The following is a 21,005-nucleotide window of genomic DNA, read 5'->3' as shown; positions in this document are numbered from 1 at the left end:
AATTTATGCTTTTAAAAGCCGCGCCTGATCCTGTCAGGCGCGGCTTTTTTGTTTTTACAACCGTGCTCTGGTGCTGCGCGGTGTTGCCAGCAGCAGATTGGTCTCACTATTGGTTATGCCCGTCACAAGGCGCACACGGCGCAAAACACTATCAAGATCGCTCAATGTGTCGGCATTGATTTCAACAATCAGATCCCAGCGGCCATTGGTGGTATGAATTTCAGAAATTTCAGAAAAGCCACCCAGCGCTTTGACTACACGGTCTGTGACATGACCTTCAATGGCGATCATCATAATGCCGCGTACTGCCTTATCAACCGTGTCCGCACGTAGAATAACCGTATAGCCGATAATGTGGCCGTCTTTTTCCAACCGCTCCAGCCGTGCCCGTGCTGTAGCGCGTGAAACACCTGCATCCAGTGCCAGATCGGAAATGCTGCGCCGTGCATTATGGCGCAGCAGCGTGATCAGTTTTCGGTCAAGTTCATCCATGTCTTATCACTTTGGTCATTATACTTAGCAATCTGATAAAGCATCTGTGTAGATTTGCCAATCTTCTCTGTCCACTCTGCCAACACTTCATGGTTTTATAGGCCGTATAAAGCTGCCAGTTCTTCAGGAGTAATTGCTTGCTCCGGCCTGATAGTAAGACGCATTAAAACACTGAGGAATATAAATGCATTGTAAGCTGATTGGGGCGCCGGTACAGGACGGAACCGGACGAATGGGCTGCGAAATGGGGCCAAGTGCTTTGCGCACAGCAGGTCTGGTACAGGCGCTTGAAGAGCTCGGACATCAGGTTACCGATCTCGGCAATGTTTCTCCGGCGTTAAAGCGGGAGATCTCCCATCCAAATCCGGCGATTAAAACCCTGCCGGAAGTTGTGGCATGGATAGAGGCGCTGGATCAGGCGGCCTATGAGAGCAGCGCTGACGGCTTTCCGATTTTTCTCGGTGGTGACCATGCTTTGGCTGCCGGAACTGTATGCGGCTTGAGCCGTCGTGCTCATGAGCGCGGACGCCCGCTTTTTGTACTATGGCTGGATGCTCACACAGATTTTCACACGCTTGAAACCACTGATAGCGGCAATCTGCACGGCACACCGGTTGCATATTATACCGGCCAGAAAGGCTTTGAGGGCTATTTTCCTGAGGTTAAAGTGCCGGTTGATCCCGCCAATGTTTGTATGATTGGTATTCGCAGTGTGGATCCGGCAGAGCGTGCGGCTATCCGCCAGACCGCAGTAACCGTTAATGATATGCGCACTATTGACGAGCATGGTGTTGTGGCGTTGCTGTCGCGGTTTTTGAAAAAAGTCGAAGAAGCCAATGGTCTGCTGCATGTCAGCCTAGACGTAGATTTTCTTGACCCGAATATCGCACCGGCTGTGGGTACAACAGTACCGGGCGGAGCAACCTTCCGTGAAGCGCATCTGATTATGGAAATGCTCCATGACAGCGAGCTGGTTTCAAGTTTCGAGGCGGTTGAGCTTAATCCGTTTTTGGATGAGCGTGGGCGCACAGCATTTTTGATGGTTGATCTGATGGCCAGCCTGATGGGACGCAGCGTAATGGATCGCCCGACCCGCAGCTTTGCCTGAACTTAAAAACTGTAATTTTACATATTTAGCGTCTCACAAGTCTTGTTACTGTGAGGCGCTTTCAACAGGTTCCGGCAGAGCCGGAGGAGGATAGCCTGATGCATAATAAGAAAAATTTAAATCTCGTGCCGTTTGTCAGTGTTGATCATATGATGAAGCTGGTTTTAAAAATCGGTATTGAGGATTTTCTCAAAGAGCTCTGTGCCTATGTGGAAGAAGACTTTCTGCGCTGGGAAAAATTCGACAAAACCCCGCGCGTTGCCTCGCATTCGCATGATGGCGTGATTGAGCTGATGCCGACCAGTGACGGTACGCTTTACGGTTTTAAATATGTGAACGGTCATCCAAAGAATATGAAAGATGGCCTTCAGACTGTGGCCGCATTCGGCATGTTGTCAGATGTTGATAATGGTTATCCGCTGCTTTTGAGCGAAATGACCATTTTAACTGCCTTGCGCACGGCTGCCACATCTGCGGTTGTGGCGAAATATCTGGCACCTGACAATGCGCAGACCATGGCGATTATCGGCAATGGTGCGCAATCTGAGTTTCAAGCTATGGCGTTTAAAGCGCTGCTCGGGATTAAATCGCTGCGTCTTTACGATATTGATGCGAGTGCGACACAAAAATGCATGAAAAACCTTGAAGGTTTGGGCTTTGAAATCACTGCCTGCGACAGTGCAATGGAAGCAGTGCAGGGTGCACAAATCATTACAACTGTGACCGCTGATAAGCAGAATGCCACAATCCTCACCGACAATATGATCGGTAGCGGTATTCACATTAATGGTGTTGGCGGTGACTGTCCGGGCAAGACCGAAATGCATCAGGACATTCTGCTGCGTTCCGATATTTTTGTGGAATATCCACCGCAGACCCGCATTGAGGGTGAAATTCAGCAACTTGATGCCGACCATCCGGTGATTGAGTTGTGGCAGGTGATGAATGGTAGCGTGCCGGGGCGCCGTGACCAGAACCAGATCACGCTGTTTGATTCCGTTGGCTTTGCAACTGAGGATTTCTCGGCACTGCGTTACATTCACGATAAGTTGCAGGTCACTGGTCTATATGAAAACCTTGATCTGCTGGCAGATCCGGATGAGCCACGTGATCTGTTTGGCATGCTATTGCGTTGTGAAAAGAAGCTTTCAACTGAGGGCGGCTAAAATTTAAATATTCAGATATTATAATTTAAATACTGTGGGGGCGGTAAAAACAGGCAGGGTCAAACCTGTCTGTTTTTATATTTAGGACTATCTATGCCGGTTGCCGATCTGTTTAACCTTGCGGGCATAGCACTCTGGACAGGTTGAGTATGAGAGAGTAATTGGATGCTTATGGCACTCAATCTTGTAAAACTGTGTGTGGGATGTGATTCCCTTGAAGATCTGGCGGCATGGATTGATTTCCAGCTAGATGAATGCCGCGCAAGCGGCGTTGTGCCCGAGCAGTTTCACACTACACGCATGGTTCCCAAACGTCAGGAAGAGCTGCTCGATGGCGGCTCGCTCTATTGGGTAATCAAGGGCAATATTCAGGCACGGCAAAAACTGCTGGAAGTGCGCACATTCACCGGTGCGGACGGGATAGGGCGGTGCCATCTGGTGCTGGAGCCCAAGCTTATACCAACGGTATGGCAGCCGCGCAGAGCTTTTCAGGGCTGGCGCTATATCACCGGTGAAGACGTGCCGAACGATGATACGGTTGGTGGCGGTGTTAAAGAATTGCCGCCGGAATTACGCCGCGAGCTGGCGGCGCTGGGTCTTATCTGAATAATATCAACGCAGTTTAATGCGGATGGCAACACGCCCGACAGGGTTGTTGGTCATAATGCGCAAGGATGCGTCAGGCAGGCTGATGCGACGGCTGCGCTGTGCATTACACATCAATAGCCCCACAAATTCACGGGTGTTCAGTGACGCGCCATCAGCGCGCAGATCTGCAAGCCTTGCAGCCGCTTCACGCAGGGCATGAACACTCAGCAGCGTAGTTTTGCTGCTTTTATGGGAGGAGGATACGGTTTCAGACAAGTCCGGAGCCGTATTGGAAAACCCGAATAAATTCAACATATTCGACATTGTAAACCCTTTACTCAATCAACGCTGGGTTTGCAGATGATGGTTCGTATGACGCAAAACAGAACTGCTTTTAAATATCCTGCATCAAATTATTATTTATGCTCAGGCTGGTGCTTAGCTGCTCTTAAGCGGGCTTAGCGGGCGATTGCATAGCAATTGAAGCTTTTCTTTTTGAGTGCGGCACAGGCATCCCATGCAGCAGTTTTGGTTTCAAAGCCTACAAAGCGGGCACGGTAGAAGGTGTTATTGCCCTTGTTGAAAGTCTCAGTCATCGGCGATGTGGCACGCAATGTTTTGCCGGCCTGTTGTGCCGCTTTATTCAGCATATCCTGCGCCTGACCTTCGCTTGGTAATGAGCCAATCTGGATCGCCCAATCACCTGAAACCTCACTGGCGGCATTGTTTGATGCCACGGCTACCGGTGTATTGGCCGGTGCAATATTTGCCTCAGGGGTAGGAACCTGAATAACACCCATGCGTGCGGCTGCGGTATTGGCTGAAGCGGTGATCACCGGATCAACATTTGGAATTGAGGCTTTTGGCGTCGGGATTGCAACAAGCTGTGAAGAGGCAACATTGGCTGCAGGGCGCGGTGTTGGTGAAGCCAGAGCCAGCATTTCAGGCTGCTGTGCCGGAATTGGCTTTTGACGGGCAATCACAGCACTGATCGCATCTTGTGCGCTGCCAATAGAATCACTGGCATCGGCAACCTGTACCTGTTGTTCAATGCGGCGCTGTGGCAGCGGTATAGCACGCGGCAATGGTGAAGGTGCGCTGGCAACAACCACCTCTGAAACCGGTGCATCATTACGTGCAACCAGCAAAGCATCGGAACCACGGCGCGATGGGGTTGCTTTTGGCAAATGCGTTTGGATCAGACGCGCCATTTCCGCATCACGGGCACCGCCGGTAGCGCCGCCCATCACAACGGCAACAATACGGCGGCCATCGCGGTTAACGGAAGTTACGAGATTATAACCGGACGCATTAACATAGCCGGTTTTAATGCCGTCAACGCCTTCAATGCGACCAAGGAGGCGGTTATGACCATTGATGGTCTTGCCGCGGAACTGAAAGCTGCTGCGCCCGAAATAAGGATATTGCTGCGGAAAATGCTGACGCAGGGCAATACCAAGGATGGCCATGTCACGCGCAGTTGTCTGCTGGCTGGCATTTGGCAGACCGGATGCATTGCGAAACGTAGTGGAGCGCATGCCAAGACGGCGCGCTTTAGCGGTCATCATCTGTGCAAAGCGGGCCTCTGAGCCGCCCAGATATTCACCAAGTGCTGCGGCAGCATCATTGGCCGAGCGGGTAATGAGTGCCATAATCGCATCTTCAACAACAATGCTCTGGCCTGCAGCCACACCGATTTTTGTCGGAGGGCGCGTTGCCGCATATTTGGAAAAAGGGATTTTGGTGTTTTTATTGATTCGTCCGGCCTGCATGGCTTCAAAAACCATATAGAGCGTCATCATCTTGGTCAGCGAGGCCGGAAAACGTTTGGCATCGGCACTCTCAGCAAACAAGGTTTTACCGGTATTGGCATCAATCACGATTGCGGCATGGCGTGACGGATTCTTAGCGGCATCAGCAGCGCCGGTTGCAGCACTCACTGTAAGAGCACCTACCATTGTTACTGTTAACCCACGCCTTGTTATTGCTAACAATGAGCGGGCCGCAATCTTGATGCCGGATGCGGCGTGACGGAACGCATGATACACGGTGACTTACCTGCCTGGGCTACCAAATTTCAGGTGTGGCGCAAAGGACACGCCACGAACATTTCCGTGATCATATTGCCAACAGCCTTACCAATCCGTTTATAGATCGGCAAATCGTGATGTTTTTTTGATTTCCTCAGTAGTTTTTTAAGCATGATATCATGCACTAAGGGATGACCATCAAAAATGTCTTCGAGTTAAGTTATTGCTAATAAAAATAAAACTCAGCTGAACTAGCCCATCGCCGGAGGAATAAATGACCGGTTTTTGAGATGAAACTTTTTTGTGAATTAAAGATTTTTCTTTTTTTTAGGGCAGCGGCGGGGCTGTTTATGGTTTTAAATTCCAAATCTGCGTTTGGAGAACTGCTGATTATTAAGAAATGCACGGTTTTAGAAACTGTCATTTTCAACGGCTGCATCAAAGAATAATTTTATGACCTGTTTCTTTCGTGCTGGTTTTTTATCACAGGCGTTATACTCTGGGGATGAACACGCAACTATGCGCTTTTGTGTGATGCGGGGCTTAACATTAGCGTGTTTCGACCTACATAAGAGTGCAAGACCGTGTGGCTTTATAGTTATGACATAGACGCGCAATAATGCGTGTGAAGACAGAATGACGGATTTGATCAGGTATGTGTGCAGTAAACCATTTAATGCAGGTCAGCCCTTTCATGCAGGGTGATGATGACGGCGACCACAAAGGTCCCGGCAATGGCACTGCTGTAATAACGCGGACAAAGACCCGATTGAAAAGGCCAAGTCTTTACCGGGTCTTGCTGCTGAATGATGACTACACACCTATGGATTTTGTGATCCATGTCCTTGAGCGTTTTTTTCAGAAAAATGCAGAAGATGCGATGCGTATTATGATGCATGTTCATAATCACGGCGTCGGTGAATGCGGTATCTTTACCTATGAAGTTGCCGAAACTAAAGTGACACAGGTGATGGATTTCGCCCGTCAATACCAGCATCCGCTGCAATGCGTGATGGAGAAAAAGTGAGGTACCATGCCAACATTCTCCCCAAGCCTTGAGAAAGCTCTTCATCAGGCGCTGACCATCGCCAATGAACGTCACCATGAATATGCCACCCTTGAGCATCTTCTGCTGGCTTTGATAGATGACAGAGACGCCGGTGCGGTTATGCGCGCCTGTAATGTCGATATTACTGCGCTTAAAAAAACAGTAACGGATTATATCGACCGCGAACTGGATAATCTGGTGACCGGTTATGATGAGGATTCCAAGCCGACTGCGGCCTTCCAGCGCGTGATTCAGCGCTCGGTGATTCATGTCCAGTCTTCCAACCGCGATGAAGTTACCGGCGCCAATGTGCTCGTTGCTATTTTTGCCGAGCGGGAAAGCCATGCGGCCTATTTCCTGCAAGAACAGCAGATGACCCGCTATGATGCGGTTAATTATATCTCGCATGGTATTTCCAAGCGCTCAGGTGTGAGCGATGAGTTGAGCGATCAGAAAAACCATGATGCGGAAGATGTGCCGCAATCTGAAGGTGATGAGCGCAATAAAAAGAAAATTGATGCGCTGACAGCCTATTGCGTTAATCTCAATGAAAAAGCCAAAGCCGGTAAAATCGACCGGTTGATCGGCCGTGAGACAGAGATCAACCGCACGATTCAGGTTTTGTGCCGCCGGTCAAAAAACAATCCGCTTTATGTGGGTGATCCGGGTGTGGGTAAAACAGCAATTGCTGAAGGTCTGGCAAAACGTATCGTTGATGGCGATGTGCCGGAAGTTCTGCTCAACGATACAATCTTTTCGCTGGATATGGGGAATCTGCTGGCAGGTACCCGTTATCGCGGTGACTTTGAAGAACGCCTGAAACAGGTGGTCAAAGAGCTGGAAGATTATCCGGGCGCCGTATTGTTTATCGATGAAATCCACACAGTGATTGGTGCGGGTGCTACATCGGGCGGCTCTATGGATGCTTCCAACCTGCTGAAACCTGCTTTGTCTTCAGGGCAGATCCGCTGCATCGGTTCGACTACATATAAAGAATTCCGCCAGTTTTTTGAAAAAGACCGTGCTCTTGTACGCCGCTTTCAGAAAATTGACGTGGCAGAGCCGAGCATACCCGATGCGATTGAAATTATGCGCGGGCTGAAACCCTATTTCGAAGATTTCCATAAAGTGAAGTTTGCGGATGAGGCTATTACTGCGGCGGTGGAGCTGTCGGCCCGCTATATTACGGATCGCAAATTGCCTGATAAGGCTATTGACGTGATTGACGAGAGTGGCGCCAGCCAGATGCTATTGCCAATCGCGCAGCGCAAAAAACTGATTGGCCTTAAAGAGATTGAAAACACCGTTGCCACAATGGCGCGGATTCCGCCGAAATCTGTTTCCAAAGACGATGAGCAGGTGCTCATCAGCCTCGAAAAAGATCTCAAGCGTATGGTTTACGGGCAGGAGCTGGCGATTGAATCGCTTAGCTCGGCGATTAAGCTTGCCCGTGCAGGCCTGCGTGAGCCGGATAAGCCAATTGGTTCTTATCTGTTCTCCGGTCCTACCGGTGTGGGTAAAACCGAGGTTGCCAAACAGCTGGCCAGTACGCTTGGTGTGCAGTTGCTGCGCTTTGATATGTCGGAATATATGGAGCGGCATACAGTCTCGCGTTTGATCGGTGCGCCTCCGGGCTATGTCGGCTTTGAACAGGGTGGTTTGCTCACCGATGGTGTTGATCAGCATCCGCATTGCGTGCTGCTGCTTGATGAAATTGAAAAAGCGCATCCTGATCTGTTCAACATCCTGCTGCAGGTTATGGATCATGGCCGCCTGACCGATCACAATGGTAAGCAGATTGATTTCCGTAATGTGATTTTGATCATGACCACCAATGCCGGCGCTTCGGATATGGCTAAAGCCGCAATCGGCTTTGGTACCAGCCGTCGTGAAGGTGATGATCTGGAAGCGATCAACCGCTTGTTCACACCGGAATTCCGCAATCGTTTAGATGCGATTATTCCGTTTGGTCCGCTGCCTGTGCCGGTTATTCATAAGGTGGTGCAGAAATTTATCATGCAGCTGGAAGCCCAGCTGGCTGATCGCGGTGTTACTTTTGAACTGGATAAGAAAGCAACCGCATGGCTGGCCGATAAGGGCTATGATGAACGCATGGGTGCACGGCCTCTGGCGCGTGTTATTCAGGAATATATCAAGAAGCCGCTGGCTGACGAATTGCTGTTTGGTAAGTTGAAAACCGGTGGCACAGTAAAAGTGACCACGGGTGAAAAGCCTGACGGTAATATCGGATTGCTGCTCGATGTGGTGAAAGCCAAGCCGGTTAAGCCTGTTAAAGCTGAAGGCGAAGCGGAGCAAGAAATTGCTGCAGCCAAGCCGGAGAAAAAACCGGCCAAGGCAAAAGCTATTGCTGGCACCGTCGCAGAGCCAATTGCGGATGAGCCAAAGCGTAAATCTGCATCAGTACCAAAAGTACCACGCACAAAAGAATAAGCTCTTATCGTTACCTGCTCTAGATTTGCTGGTATGAAAAAAGCGCCCGTCATTTGCGGGCGCTTTTTTATTGCTTTGGCATCAGGCTTACGACTTCAACATCGTGCCGGTTTGCTCTTTGAGCGCATACCATGAAATGGCTTCTTCCAATATATGCGGGCTCTGGCCGCCACGTTCGCATGCACGGGCAAAATAGTCACGCAATTGCGGGCGGTAATCCGGGTGCGCACAATTCTCAATCACCACCAGTGCCCGTTCGCGCGGGGCAAGGCCGCGAAGGTCTGCAAGGCCATGTTCAGTCACCAGAATGTCCACATCATGTTCGGTATGATCAACATGGGGCACCATTGGCACAACAGAGGAAATTGTGCCGTTTTTTGCAACTGATTTGGTAACGAAGATGGAGATAAAGGCATTACGGGCAAAATCACCTGAGCCGCCGATGCCGTTCATCATATGGGTGCCGGCCACATGGGTGGAGTTAACATTGCCGTAAATATCAAATTCCAGCGCGGTGTTAATGCCGATAATACCAAGGCGGCGGATAACCTCCGGATGATTGCTGATTTCTTGCGGACGCAGCACTAACCGGTCTTTATAATGATCGAAATTACCGAATACCCGTTCAGCGCAAGCCTGACTAAGGGTGATCGATGATGCGGAGGCAAAGCTGAGCTTGCCGGCATCCATCAGGTCAAATGTGCTGTCTTGCAGCACTTCACTATACATTTTCAAATGATGAAACGGGCTGTCGACCAGTCCGGTCAGAACCGCATTGGCAATAGTGCCGATACCGGCTTGCAGCGGATTAAACGAAAGATCAAGACGACCTTTTTCGACCTCCGATTCAAAAAACTGCACCAGATGCCCGGCAATGGCGGAAGTCTCTTTGTCTGCCGGTTCAATCAGCGAGGCGCTGTCTGATTGTTCGGTAATAACAATTGCGGCAATTTTTTCAGGCGGAATCGGAATGTAAGATGTGCCAATCCGGCTTTCACAAGAAACCACGGGAATAGGATCGCGTGACGGGCGCTTGGTCGGGATATACACATCATGCAAACCTTCCAATGCCAGCGGGTGGTTGAGATTAATCTCAACAATCACCTTTTCAGCAAGAATAGCAAAGCTGGCTGAGTTGCCGATAGAGGTGGTCGGGATCACGCCGCCATCTTCATTAATGGCAATGGCTTCAATAATCGCATAATCCACCGGGCCGATCTGATTGGAGCGCAATTGCTCAACAGTTTCAGAAAGGTGTTGGTCAATAAACATCACTTCACCGCGATTGATCGCAGCGCGCAAGGTACGGTCAACCTGAAAGGGCATGCGCCGCTCCAGCACACCGGCCTCGGTCAAAATTTTATCCACATCATGACCGAGCGAAGCGCCGGTAATCAGGGTGACTTTGAACGGATCGGATTTGGCTTTTTCAGCCATAGCAATGGGAACCGCCTTGGCATCACCGGCACGGGTGAACCCGCTCATGCCAATGGTCATCCCGTCTTTAATCAAGCTTGCTGCCTGTTGAGGGGTAACAACTTTTGAAAGCAGGGAGGAGTTGCGGATACGATCTTCTAGCATGGGGAACCTATATTCGAAGGGTGCTCTGTTGGGGCAGAGGACAGGCGCATACGAATGCTGAAAAGGCGTTGTTTGGCTGCCTCTTAAGCATGTTCAGCACAGGACTTATCCTGCGGGGCAGCTTTTTGCCAGCCTTCTGTGCATTTTTGTCATTCTGTCGCGATTTAAGCGCGGGCGAATATAATAACAGGCGCAGGTCATGCCGATTATGAATAACCGGTCAGAGTGCATTGCATTCCTAAAATCACCTGTCTAACATTTATATATCAATTTCTTCTGCTTTGAAGTCGTCGTTCTGAAGCGCCTCTCTGAAGCCACTGTGCAAGACTGATATACAATGCCAGACCATACCCCCCATATAAGCCAAGACGCCGATAGCCCAGATACGCTATTGGCAGCGGGGCGATCAGATACAGCGCTCTCATTATCAGATCATCTGCGCTGGTTCGGAAGGGGTGCGCGTAATATTTTCAGTATTCCTGCGATACTGCTAATCAGTTCTTTCATCGGCTTTTCCGGCTTGGCAATCGAGAGCGGTATTAGTATGGGGCAGGCGGTCTTTATGACCCTGACCATCTGGGCACTTCCGGCCAAAGTGGTACTGATTGGTGCCATTTCTGCAGGCAGTTCACTGGCTGCGGCGGCATTGGCGGTGGCATTATCATCGGTGCGGCTGATGCCCATGGTGGTGGCTTTGCTACCGGAGCTTAAAGGCCCGCGCTCGCGCAAGATTACATTGCTGTTTCTTTCGCATTTTGTGGCTGTTACGGCATGGGTTATGGCAATGGAGCAGCTGCGGCATTTGCCGCGTGATGTGCGCACCAGTTATTTTGCCGGTATCGGGGTAACACTGGTACTCACCAATGCCTGCGTGGTCGCGCTGATTTATCTGGTGTCGGCCAGTTTTCCGCCATTGGTGTTTGCGGTGCTGTTCATGCTCACACCAATGTATTTTCTTACCTCACTATGGCGCTCCTCGCGGGAGCAAGCTGGCAAGGCAGCGTTGTTAGCGGGCTTGGTCATCTTCCCGATTATGCACGCCATTGCACCCGGCTATGATCTGCTTCTTACCGGTATTACGGGTGGTTTGGCGGCTTTTGCATTCCACCTCTATATTGAAAACTTACGCAGTAAAGAAACAATGACCACGACGCAGCATGAAGGGCAGCAATCATGAGCTGGCTGAGCTTCAATGACTGGTGGTGGCCATATTTATTCATTCTGATTGCCGGTGCGCTGGCTACAGATATCTGGCGGTTTTTAGGGGTGCTGGTAGGCGGCAGGCTGCGTGAAGAGTCGCAGGCGCTGGTTCTGGTGCGTTGTATTGCGACTGCGCTGGTTGCCGGTGTGATTGCCCAGCTTATTTTATATCCGACAGGAGAGCTGGCTGCTTCACCCATCTGGTTGCGTGCAGGCGCGGCAGCGCTGGGCTTTGTTGCATTTTTGGCCAGCGGACAACGTATTCTGGTCGGCGTATTGACTGGCGAGCTCATTTTAGTGGCTGGGCTGTTTTATCTGTAAGGCTCCGGTTAAGAGCCTTACAGATAAGAGATATTAAAGGCTTGCGACAATTTTCTTACAATTTGCGCTAAGAACTTCCTGATCTTCCATCTTGCCGGTATGACCGCCAAGTTCAATACCGTCAAAACGCGGTATAATATGGAAATGCAGGTGAAACACTGTTTGACCGGCAGCGGTTTCGTTAAACTGCATGATCGTAATGCCGTCAGCATCAAAGGCCTTTTTAGCAGCAATCGCGATTTTCTGAGTGGCAGCGATCAGCTTGCCCAACACCTGCGTATCAGCATCAAGCAAATTACGCGAACCCTGTTTTGGAATGACAAGGCTGTGGCCTGTGCCCTGCGGCATCACATCCATAAATGCCAAAACATCATCATCTTCATAAATCTTATGACACGGAATTTCACCGCGCAGAATTTTGGCGAAAATATTGTCATTGGCATAAGGAGAAACGGTATTGGTCATTAGGTATTTCCTTGGTGGATTTTGCGGAACGGACTATGTTCGGCGTAAATAGTGGTATTCATTTCAACATCGCGAACTTCACGGCGTAAATATTGCGCAACAGCGCTGCGAAAATCCGGATGGCTGATATAATGCGCGGAATGGGTGATCACCGGTTCATAGCCGCGTGCAAGCTTGTGGTCGCCTTGCGCTCCGGCCTCAACCACTGCCAGCTGATGCGCAATCGCATAATCAATCGCCTGATGGTAGCACACTTCAAAATGCAGAAACGGATGATCTTCAATACAGCCCCAGTGGCGGCCAAACAGCCGGTCGCCGCCGATAAAGTTGATGGCGCCTGCAATATAGCGCCCCTCGCGGCGCGCCATGATCAGCACTATATCATCCGCCATGCGCTCACCAATCAGCGAGTAGAATTGACGGTTGAGATATGGGCGCCCCCATTTGCGGCTGCCGGTATCCATATAAAAAGCGAAAAACTGATCCCAGATATCTTCAGTCAGATCAGTGCCCGTCAGCCAGTCAATGCTGATATCATTGCTCAAAGCTTCGCGTCGTTCCCGTTTTAAAGCTTTGCGCTTGCGTGAAACCAGTTCTTCCAGAAACTCGTTGTAATTCTGAAACCCATTATTGATAAAATGGAACTGCTGGTCTTTGCGGTGCAGAAAACCGCTTTGTGTCAGTGCCTGTATATCGGCATTTTCAGCGAATGTAACATGAGCGGAAGATAACCCGTTCTGATCTGTGAATTGCGCTATGGCGCTGCCGAGTAAACGGCGAATTTGCGGGTTATGATCAGTGGTGAGAATCCTTGGGCCTGTCGCCGGCGTAAATGGAATGCCAAGCTGCAATTTGGGGTAATATTGCCCGCCAGCCCGCTCAAAGGCCTCAGCCCAGCCATGGTCAAAAACATATTCACCCTGACTGTGAGATTTCAAATAAGCGGGACTAGCGGCAAGAAGCCGGCCCTGTGTGTCTTCAAGACGCAAATGATAGGGCTGCCATCCGGTGCTTTCACCCACGCATCCGGAATCTTCCAACGCGGATAAATAGGCATGCGAAAGAAACGGATTATAAGCTTTATTGGGCAGAACTGTACCGGCTGAGTGGTGTTGGTCGAGCCTTGAATTGGTCAGCCTTTGCGTTGCGGGGAACTGTGCCCATTCAGCGCTGTCGAAGCCCTGCATGGTAGCGACACTGCGCAAAATTATGCCGGTCTCTTTCTCTGCTTCCTCATGCATAGCAACCAACCATTCCCGCTCAACTTTTCAAAGCTGTCTGATAGTATACCGGCATGAAGCCATGCCGGTATATTTGTCGTCGATTATGCCAATACGCTGTCCGGTATGAAGCCTTCAAACGTAATCTGCTCGGCATGCAGGTCGCTCGCTGCTTTTTCCTCTGCATTGCTAATTGTCCAGGTAATGACCGGACGATGCAGAACTTCACGAAAAAAGCGAATGAACGGGTTTGGCAGATGATGGATATTATACGAAACAAAGTCCACATCATGTGCCAGCATGGAAAAATGCGCCTCCATATCAGAAGTGCGTGTGCCTTCTGCTGTCAACCCGGCTGGCACACCCGGCGCATCAGTTCTGAAGCGACGCACCAGATGATGGTCAAATGACATAATTGCCGCTTTGCCCTGATAGTCTTTCAGCTCGCGTGCCACAGCTGCAACCAGATCATCATCTTCGCCCTTAATGCCCTTCAGCTCGATCACCACCGGTACACGACCGGCAATCAAATCAAGCATCTGGCGCAGGGATGGAGCGTGATCCTGTGTGGTACCGATCTTCAGCTGCTGGGCTTCGGCCAGTGTCAGATCGCAAATGCGGCCTTCACAACCGGCAAGACGCTTGAGACTGTCATCGTGGAAAACGATTACGCCGCCATCTTTACATAAATGCACATCACATTCGATGGCATAATTGCCCGCAATCGCTGCACGAAAGGCCGGGAGAGTATTCTCCCAAACCTGTTTATTCATGTCATGCAACCCGCGATGTGCAATCGGGCGGCTTGTAAGCCACGCCAGTTCCTGTTGCAGCGCTGCGCTCATGATTATGCGACCTCGAGAATGGCTTCGATTTCAACCGGTGCGTTGAGCGGCAGACCAGCCATACCAACAGCTGAACGGGAATGCTTGCCAGCTTCGCCCAGCACTTCGATAAACAGGTTTGAACCGCCATTGGCAACCACATGCTGATCGGTAAAATCAACAACAGAAGCAACAAATACAGTGATTTTTACAACGCGCTTAATGCGTGAAAGATCGCCGCCCAATGCTGCTTTGGCCTGTGCCAGCACATTGATAGCGCAATGTTTTGCGGCTTCCTGTGCCTGTTCAATTGTCAGGTCGCGGCCAACCAGACCGGTGGAAACCAGTTTGCCATCTTTCAACGGCAGCTGACCGGATGTGAACAGCAGATTGCCGCTCTGAACAAAAGGCAGATAGGCTGCAGCCGGAGCCGCAGATTCAGGCAGGGTAATGCCGAGGTCTTTGAGGCGGGTTTCAATTGTCGAGGTCATGGCTTTTCCGTTCAGTTGCTGCGTCATCCGTTACGGGGTGACGGTATTAAGGTCATTTACAGCACAGGGCCTGTGCCGGATAATTTTATAGCGTGTTTTCATGTCAGTTCGTAGAGTTTTGGGAGTAAAGTTCCTCTGAAAATCAACTGAAACTGACAGAATCAGTGGAGCATAGCAAAAGCTTTGATTTTTGCCTCGCTTCCGCCATGAGTTATTTTAACATGGCGGTAAATTTATCGGAGAATCTATATGCGTTTTTTGCAGGCCCTGTTGTTCGGATCTGGTTTTGTCACCACCGCGGTGTTGAGTGTCGCGTCGGTTGCCAATGCCGGCAGTACTTTGCTGCCGCACCGTGCCGTTTATGATCTGACACTGGAGCGTGCAGATGAAAAATCCGGCATTAATGATGTAACGGGGCGCATGGTATACGAGTTTAACGGCTCGGCCTGCGAGGGGTTTACCACCAATTTTCGCTTTGTTACCCGTATTGATATGGATGGGCAGGATCAGCGTGTCACTGATCAGCAGGCCACCACATTTGAAGCCGGAGACGGTAGCCGCTTCCGTTTTGTCAACAAAACCTTTGTCGATAAAGACATTGTCAAAGAAGTGCATGGCAATGCAGAGCTGAAAGACAAAAATACCGCTGTGGCACTGACCAAGCCTGAAAAGAAAAATCTGCAGCTGGTACGGTCGCAATTTCCAACCAGCCATATGGTCGAGCTGATTGAAAAGGCGCTGAAAGGCGAGACCTTTTACCAGTCAACGATTTTTGACGGTTCAGATGATGCCAATAAAATCATGGCAACCACCGCGGTGATTGGTAGCGGGGTGGTTATGCCTGCTGATAGTGAAACCAAGGTTATAGGTGATCTGGCCAAACAACCAAGCTGGCCAGTGACTGTTGCTTATTTTGACGATGAAGAGAGCAGTGAGGGGCTTCCGGTCTACCGGATTAATTTCAAGCTCTACAAAAATGGCGTTACCCGTGATCTCAATATGGATTACGGCGATTTTGCCATGAAGGGCAAGCTGGTCAATCTGGAAATGTTTAAAACGCCAGATGCGGGCAAACCCTGCGAATAATTGCGGTTTACTCTGCTTTTAAATCTCAGCGTCAAAGCGGGTTCTCCGGTAATGGAAAACCCGCTTTTTTATTTTTCGTTTTGTGCCTTGAATTATATAGTGATGACTATAGATATGATTGTGGCGTTTGTTGCAGCCGGATATTAATCATGCTGAAGCCGACATTGAGAGATCATAAAAAGGTATTGCTATGACTGAATTATTTGCCCCGTTTGATTTGGGTGGTTTGAAGCTTAATAATCGCGTGGTGATGGCACCTATGACCCGTTCACGGTCAATCAATCTTATTCCGGATGAAAATACCGCAGACTATTATGCTCAGCGGGCAAGTGCCGGCTTTATTATTACTGAAGGGGTGCCAACCTCTGCTGAAGCGCGTGGCTATCTTTATACGCCGGGTATTTACAGCCCTGAGCAGGTTGCCGGCTGGAAAAAAGTAACTGAAGCAGTGCATGCTAAAGATGGTAAAATAGCCATGCAATTGTGGCATGTCGGCCGGGTATCACATGTTTCTGTGCAGCCGGACGGTAAAGCACCGCTGGCACCGGTCGATACGCAGGCTGAAAATAACAGTGTATTTGCCTTTGATGAAAATGGTGTGCCGGGCTTTGTGCAAAACAGCAAGCCAAGGGCGATGACACTGGCTGATATTGAGCAGGTAAAAGAAGAGTTTGCCGCTGCTGCTGCCAATGCCATTGAAGCCGGTTTTGACGCCGTGGAAATTCATGGAGCCAACGGCTATTTGCTAGAGCAATTTGTTAATGCTGGGCTTAATACACGTCGTGATCAATATGGTGGGGCAACAATAGAAGGGCGCCTGCGCTTTATCCTTGAAGTTGTGGATGCTGTGGTTGCACGGATCGGTTCTGCGCGCACCGGTATTCGTCTTACACCGTTTAACCGCTTGGGTGATCTGCATGCATTTGCTGATGAAGAAGCCACATGGCTGGCTTTAGCTGCAGAATTGTCGAAGCGCGATCTTGCTTTTGTACATGCAGGTAATGCCGGTATGATCTCTGTCGGCTCCTCAGCCGGTATTGCGGAAACAATTGACGGTCAGGCGTTTTTCAAAAAGTTCCGCAAAGCCTACCAGGGCACATTAATTGTGGCGGGTGGCTATACCGCTGATACTGCACAGCAGGCAATAGAGCAGGGGCTGGCTGATTTGGTAGCATTCGGCAGGCCGTTTGTTGCCAATCCGGATCTGGTGGAGCGTATGCAAAATAACTGGCCGCTGGCTATGCCGGATCAGGCTACACTTTATAGTGGCGGTAATCACGGTTATACTGATTATCCATTTTACCAGCCTGCAAAATAACGCCTGAAAAGCTCCGGCGCCTCATACGTAGCCCTGCTGATTTTGGGGGTGACGTGTGAGGTTCTGGACTGCATCCTGAAAATTTGCAGCAGTTTTACGCTTCGGGGTGAAATGAAAAGGCTTTGGCCATATTTGCTATATGGTAGCATTACTCTGTGCATTCTTTGCAAGTAGCGGTTTTATACGGGTGTTTTATGGTTTTTAAGGGTGCAGGGCTTGCATTTTTTTAATTCATCGTTTACCAGCCCCATTATTCCACACACGGGATTTGGGCTCTGAGCGGGAGAAATCCGCACAGCGTCTCCGGTGGCACAATGTGCCTCAGCCCCGTGGAGGTTCAACCGGAAAAGGATAATACCAATGGCATTGCCAGATTTCAGCATGCGCCAGCTCCTCGAAGCTGGTGTTCACTTCGGTCACCAGACACATCGCTGGAACCCGAAAATGGCACCTTTCATCTATGGTGCACGTAACAACATCCATATTCTTGATCTGGCTCAGACCGTTCCTCTGCTGCACAATGCGCTGAAGATCGTTTCTGATACTGTTGCCCGTGGCGGCCGCGTGCTGTTTGTTGGCACCAAGCGTCAGGCATCAGACATCATTGCAGACGCTGCTGGCCGTTCGGCTCAGTATTACGTCAACTCCCGCTGGCTCGGCGGCATGATGACCAACTGGAAAACCATTTCGAACTCGATTCAGCGTCTGCGCAAGCTTGACGAACTGCTGTCGGGCGATGGCACCGGTTTCACCAAGAAAGAGCTTTTGAACCTGCAGCGCGAACGCGAAAAGCTTAATCGCGCTTTGGGTGGTATCAAGGACATGGGCGGCGTGCCTGACTTGATGTTCATCGTAGATACCAACAAGGAATCAATCGCAATTCAGGAAGCCAAGCGTCTTGGTATCCCTGTTGTAGCGATCATCGACAGCAACTGTAATCCTGACCAGATCGATTTCCCGATCCCAGGTAACGATGATGCTGCACGCGCAATCTCGCTCTATTGCGATCTGATTGCTAAGGCTGCTCTGGATGGCATTATGCGCCAGCAGGGTGCTATGGGCATCGATATCGGTGGCCAGGCAGAAACACCTGTTGAAGCAGCAATCGAAGCTGCTCCAGAAAACGCTTAATACGTTTTCTTTCTGCCGGATTTGACATCAGATCCGGCAGAAATAATTTTCCAAAAGATTTGTTTATTACGGTGTTTGCCGGATTTCAAAAAACTGAAGCCTTAAACTCGTAAAACATGCAGACGGTTTGCCGGATCTGATTCTTTTGTTGAGGCGGTTTGCCGCCTCTATTCTCTGATATAACAACGTAATGCAGCCTGCTGCTTTAAACGTGGTTCAGAATACAGATTATCTTTATGAATTCGAGCCGTTTCACGGCTCTGATATCCCGAATGTATACAGCGGCCGTATTATTCAAATACGGTGCGGACTGTAATGATTAATCGGCCATTTTGAAAAGGACAGTCCGCTGTCCGCATAATGGCCCTAGCGGGCATGCCGCTCTTGCCGGATGTCTGCTGCTTATCTCAAAGAGGCGACAATGAGCATTACTGCAGCAATGGTTAAAGAACTTCGTGAAATCAGCGGCGCAGGCATGATGGACTGCAAAAACGCGCTGACCGAATCCAATGGTGATATGGAAGCTGCTGTAGATTGGCTGCGCGCTAAAGGTATTTCCAAAGCAGACAAAAAAGCTGGCCGTACGGCTGCTGAAGGTCTGGTTGGCGTTGCTGGCGAAGGCAAAAAAGCAGTTGTTGTTGAAGTAAACTCCGAAACCGATTTCGTTGCCCGTAACGATGCATTCCAGGCTCTGGTTCGCAGCGTTACTTCGGTTGCCATGAGCACCGATGGTTCAACTGAAGCTGTTGCAGCTGCAAACTTTCCGGGTTCGGATAAGAATGTAACCGACGCAATTAAAGATGCTGTTGGCACAATCGGTGAAAACCTTGCATTCCGTCGTTCGGCTGCTCTGAGCGTTGATAATGGTGTTGTTGCAACATACATTCATAACGGCGTTTCAGATGGTCTGGGTAAGCTCGGCGTTCTGGTTGCGATTGAAACAACCGGTGATGCAGCAGCTGCTGCTGTTATCGGTCGTCAGATTGCTATGCATGTTGCTGCGGTTAACCCGCTGGCTCTGACTGCTTCAGACGTTGATCCTGCTGCTGCAGAACGTGAAAAAGCAATCTTCATTGAGCAGGCCCGTGAATCAGGCAAGCCGGAAGAAATCATTGCCAAGATGGTTGAAGGTCGTATGCGCAAATTCTACGAAGAAGTTGTTCTTCTTTCGCAGGCTTTCGTTATCAATCCTGACCTCAGCGTTGAAGCAGCGCTTAAGGAAGCTGAAAAAGAAATCGGCGCACCTGCTAAGGTAGTTGGTTTTGTTCGTTTCGCTCTCGGCGACGGCATTGAAAAAGAAGAAACCGATTTCGCTGCTGAAGTTGCTGCTGCTGTAAAAAGCTAAAGTGGTCTGATGCGGATTAAAACTGCCTTTCGGGCAAGTTTAATGTTGCCATCACTATAAAAACTGTCAGTTATGAAGGGCATCGCGTGACAACGCGATGCCCTTCATGTATTCGGAACCTATTCAGCTTTTTCTTATCATGCACGCCGGTCTTGCGAATATGCTTCCGGCTGGATTGTTGCGGCGGGAAATAAGCAAATTTGATTCCGGTTCAAATCATGGCAGATTATATGTGGCAGATTTTGCGACAGATAATTGGCGCGGATATGAAGACCGGAAATATCTGACAACATGTCCGCTTGCCGAGAGGTAAGGGCAGGGCCAAATATTAAAGGAATCCCATGGCTGATAAGGCACTGTATAAACGGGTTCTTCTGAAGGCGTCCGGTGAGGCGTTGATGGGCGAGCAGGGATTTGGCATTGACGTGTCGGTAGCCGACCGCATTGCAAGTGATATTGCTGAAGCACGTGCGCTTGGTGTTGAAGTGGGCGTGGTTATCGGCGGCGGTAATATTTTCCGCGGTGTGGCTGTGGCCTCAAAAGGTGGCGACCGCGTAACCGGCGACCATATGGGCATGCTGGCAACGGTTATCAATTCGCTGGCGCTGCGCACATCTTTGGTCAAACAGGGTATTGATGCGGTTGTGCTTTCAGCAATTGCTATGCCTGAATTATGCGAGAGCTTCTCGCAGCGTCAGGCGACGGCCTATATGGATCAGGGCAAGGTTGTCATCTTTGCCGGTGGTACGGGTAATCCGTTCTTTACCACTGATTCTGCTGCCGCGCTGCGTGCTGCGGAAGTGGGGGCGGATGCTCTGTTCAAGGGTACGCAGGTTGATGGCATTTACTCTGCTGATCCTAAAAAAGACCCGCAGGCGACCCGTTTTGACCGCCTGACCCATAAAGACGTGCTTGATAAGGGATTGGCCGTGATGGATGCGACAGCTGTGGCGCTGGCGCGTGAAAATCATATTCCGATTGTGGTTTATTCAATCCATGAGGCCGGTGGCTTTGCTGATGTTTTGCAAGGCAAAGGTCGTTGCACAGTGGTAACTGACGCTTAAAGACAGTAATGAAACAATCAGGCTGCGCATTGATTTGAGGTGCAGCCTGATTTTTATGCTTATCATTTGTGTCAAC

20 protein-coding genes are annotated in these 21,005 nt (G+C 50.0%); 12 read left to right on the top strand and 8 right to left on the bottom strand.

What is annotated here, in order from left to right; all coding sequences use genetic code 11:
• Positions 1-54 precede the first annotated feature (54 nt).
• Positions 55-492, bottom strand: a complete 438-nt coding sequence (locus MP213Fo_RS01415) for an Lrp/AsnC family transcriptional regulator (protein ID WP_421089922.1) — start codon at positions 490-492, stop codon at positions 55-57.
• A 184-nt stretch (positions 493-676) separates the two neighbouring features.
• Here MP213Fo_RS01415 and rocF point away from each other — a divergent pair, with 184 nt between their 5' ends.
• The 3 genes from rocF (at position 677) to MP213Fo_RS01400 (ending at position 3,372) form a co-directional block, all read left to right on the top strand.
• A complete protein-coding gene (rocF, locus tag MP213Fo_RS01410) occupies positions 677-1,600 on the top strand; it encodes an arginase (RefSeq protein WP_421089921.1) in 924 nt (307 codons plus the stop codon).
• Between the two features lie 98 nt (positions 1,601-1,698).
• The gene (locus tag MP213Fo_RS01405) at positions 1,699-2,766 is read left to right on the top strand and encodes an ornithine cyclodeaminase (RefSeq protein WP_421089920.1); all 1,068 of its coding nucleotides are present in this window, start codon (positions 1,699-1,701) and stop codon (positions 2,764-2,766) included.
• A gap of 171 nt (positions 2,767-2,937) precedes the next feature.
• Positions 2,938-3,372, top strand: coding sequence for a DUF1489 family protein (locus tag MP213Fo_RS01400; RefSeq protein ID WP_421089919.1), 435 nt, complete (start codon positions 2,938-2,940; stop codon positions 3,370-3,372).
• 6 nt (positions 3,373-3,378) lie between these two features.
• On the opposite strand, the gene MP213Fo_RS01395 is transcribed toward MP213Fo_RS01400, so the two are convergent.
• Together MP213Fo_RS01395 and MP213Fo_RS01390 are read right to left on the bottom strand one after the other, a co-directional pair.
• Complete coding sequence (locus MP213Fo_RS01395) at positions 3,379-3,678, bottom strand: hypothetical protein (RefSeq protein WP_421089918.1); 300 nt, start codon at positions 3,676-3,678, stop codon at positions 3,379-3,381.
• 134 nt (positions 3,679-3,812) lie between these two features.
• Positions 3,813-5,402 (bottom strand): SPOR domain-containing protein, encoded by a 1,590-nt coding sequence (locus MP213Fo_RS01390; protein WP_421089917.1) that lies wholly within the window; start codon positions 5,400-5,402, stop codon positions 3,813-3,815.
• Between the two features lie 637 nt (positions 5,403-6,039).
• Here MP213Fo_RS01390 and clpS point away from each other — a divergent pair.
• Together clpS and clpA are read left to right on the top strand one after the other, a co-directional pair.
• A complete protein-coding gene (gene clpS, locus MP213Fo_RS01385; protein ID WP_421089916.1) occupies positions 6,040-6,411 on the top strand; it encodes an ATP-dependent Clp protease adapter ClpS in 372 nt (123 codons plus the stop codon).
• 6 nt (positions 6,412-6,417) lie between these two features.
• Positions 6,418-8,883, top strand: a complete 2,466-nt coding sequence (clpA, locus tag MP213Fo_RS01380) for an ATP-dependent Clp protease ATP-binding subunit ClpA (RefSeq protein ID WP_421089915.1) — start codon at positions 6,418-6,420, stop codon at positions 8,881-8,883.
• A gap of 87 nt (positions 8,884-8,970) precedes the next feature.
• Here the strand turns inward: clpA and MP213Fo_RS01375 are convergent, their stop codons facing one another.
• Positions 8,971-10,464 carry an acetyl-CoA hydrolase/transferase family protein gene (locus MP213Fo_RS01375; RefSeq protein ID WP_421089914.1) on the bottom strand — a complete coding sequence of 498 codons (1,494 nt, stop codon included), beginning with the start codon at positions 10,462-10,464 and terminating at the stop codon, positions 8,971-8,973.
• 493 nt (positions 10,465-10,957) lie between these two features.
• On the opposite strand from MP213Fo_RS01375, the gene MP213Fo_RS01370 reads away from it, so the two are divergent.
• Positions 10,958-11,641 (top strand): AzlC family ABC transporter permease, encoded by a 684-nt coding sequence (locus tag MP213Fo_RS01370; RefSeq protein WP_421090964.1) that lies wholly within the window; start codon positions 10,958-10,960, stop codon positions 11,639-11,641.
• Positions 11,638-11,985 (top strand): AzlD domain-containing protein, encoded by a 348-nt coding sequence (locus MP213Fo_RS01365; protein WP_421089913.1) that lies wholly within the window; start codon positions 11,638-11,640, stop codon positions 11,983-11,985. Before MP213Fo_RS01370 ends, MP213Fo_RS01365 begins: the two co-directional genes overlap by 4 nt.
• 33 nt (positions 11,986-12,018) lie before the next feature.
• Here the strand turns inward: MP213Fo_RS01365 and MP213Fo_RS01360 are convergent, their stop codons facing one another.
• From MP213Fo_RS01360 to MP213Fo_RS01345, 4 genes are all read right to left on the bottom strand, one after another.
• Complete coding sequence (locus MP213Fo_RS01360; protein WP_421089912.1) at positions 12,019-12,450, bottom strand: HIT family protein; 432 nt, start codon at positions 12,448-12,450, stop codon at positions 12,019-12,021.
• Positions 12,450-13,691, bottom strand: a complete 1,242-nt coding sequence (locus MP213Fo_RS01355; protein WP_421089911.1) for a GNAT family N-acetyltransferase — start codon at positions 13,689-13,691, stop codon at positions 12,450-12,452. Before MP213Fo_RS01355 ends, MP213Fo_RS01360 begins: the two co-directional genes overlap by 1 nt.
• 83 nt (positions 13,692-13,774) lie before the next feature.
• A complete protein-coding gene (locus MP213Fo_RS01350) occupies positions 13,775-14,515 on the bottom strand; it encodes a glycerophosphodiester phosphodiesterase (RefSeq protein WP_421089910.1) in 741 nt (246 codons plus the stop codon).
• A gap of 2 nt (positions 14,516-14,517) precedes the next feature.
• Positions 14,518-14,985, bottom strand: coding sequence for a RidA family protein (locus MP213Fo_RS01345; RefSeq protein WP_421089909.1), 468 nt, complete (start codon positions 14,983-14,985; stop codon positions 14,518-14,520).
• 249 nt (positions 14,986-15,234) lie between these two features.
• On the opposite strand from MP213Fo_RS01345, the gene MP213Fo_RS01340 reads away from it, so the two are divergent.
• The 5 genes from MP213Fo_RS01340 (at position 15,235) to pyrH (ending at position 20,929) form a co-directional block, all read left to right on the top strand.
• A complete protein-coding gene (locus tag MP213Fo_RS01340; protein ID WP_421089908.1) occupies positions 15,235-16,071 on the top strand; it encodes a cell envelope integrity EipB family protein in 837 nt (278 codons plus the stop codon).
• Positions 16,072-16,261: 190 nt separating this feature from the next.
• Positions 16,262-17,389: an alkene reductase gene (locus MP213Fo_RS01335; RefSeq protein WP_421089907.1), complete on the top strand. Its 1,128-nt coding sequence runs from the start codon at positions 16,262-16,264 to the stop codon at positions 17,387-17,389.
• Positions 17,390-17,749: 360 nt separating this feature from the next.
• Complete coding sequence (rpsB, locus tag MP213Fo_RS01330) at positions 17,750-18,520, top strand: 30S ribosomal protein S2 (RefSeq protein WP_421089906.1); 771 nt, start codon at positions 17,750-17,752, stop codon at positions 18,518-18,520.
• 421 nt (positions 18,521-18,941) lie between these two features.
• Positions 18,942-19,865 (top strand): translation elongation factor Ts, encoded by a 924-nt coding sequence (gene tsf / locus MP213Fo_RS01325; RefSeq protein ID WP_421089905.1) that lies wholly within the window; start codon positions 18,942-18,944, stop codon positions 19,863-19,865.
• Between the two features lie 341 nt (positions 19,866-20,206).
• Positions 20,207-20,929, top strand: a complete 723-nt coding sequence (gene pyrH / locus MP213Fo_RS01320; RefSeq protein WP_421089904.1) for a UMP kinase — start codon at positions 20,207-20,209, stop codon at positions 20,927-20,929.
• The last annotated feature ends 76 nt before the right edge of the window (positions 20,930-21,005 follow it).

It is taken from the genome of Pseudochrobactrum mosebachae, assembly GCF_048914685.1.
In the GTDB taxonomy this organism is placed as follows: Bacteria; Pseudomonadota; Alphaproteobacteria; order Rhizobiales; family Rhizobiaceae; genus Pseudochrobactrum.
The sequence above is the reverse complement of the archived record's forward strand: the minus strand, read 5'-3'. Positions and strand labels throughout refer to the sequence as shown.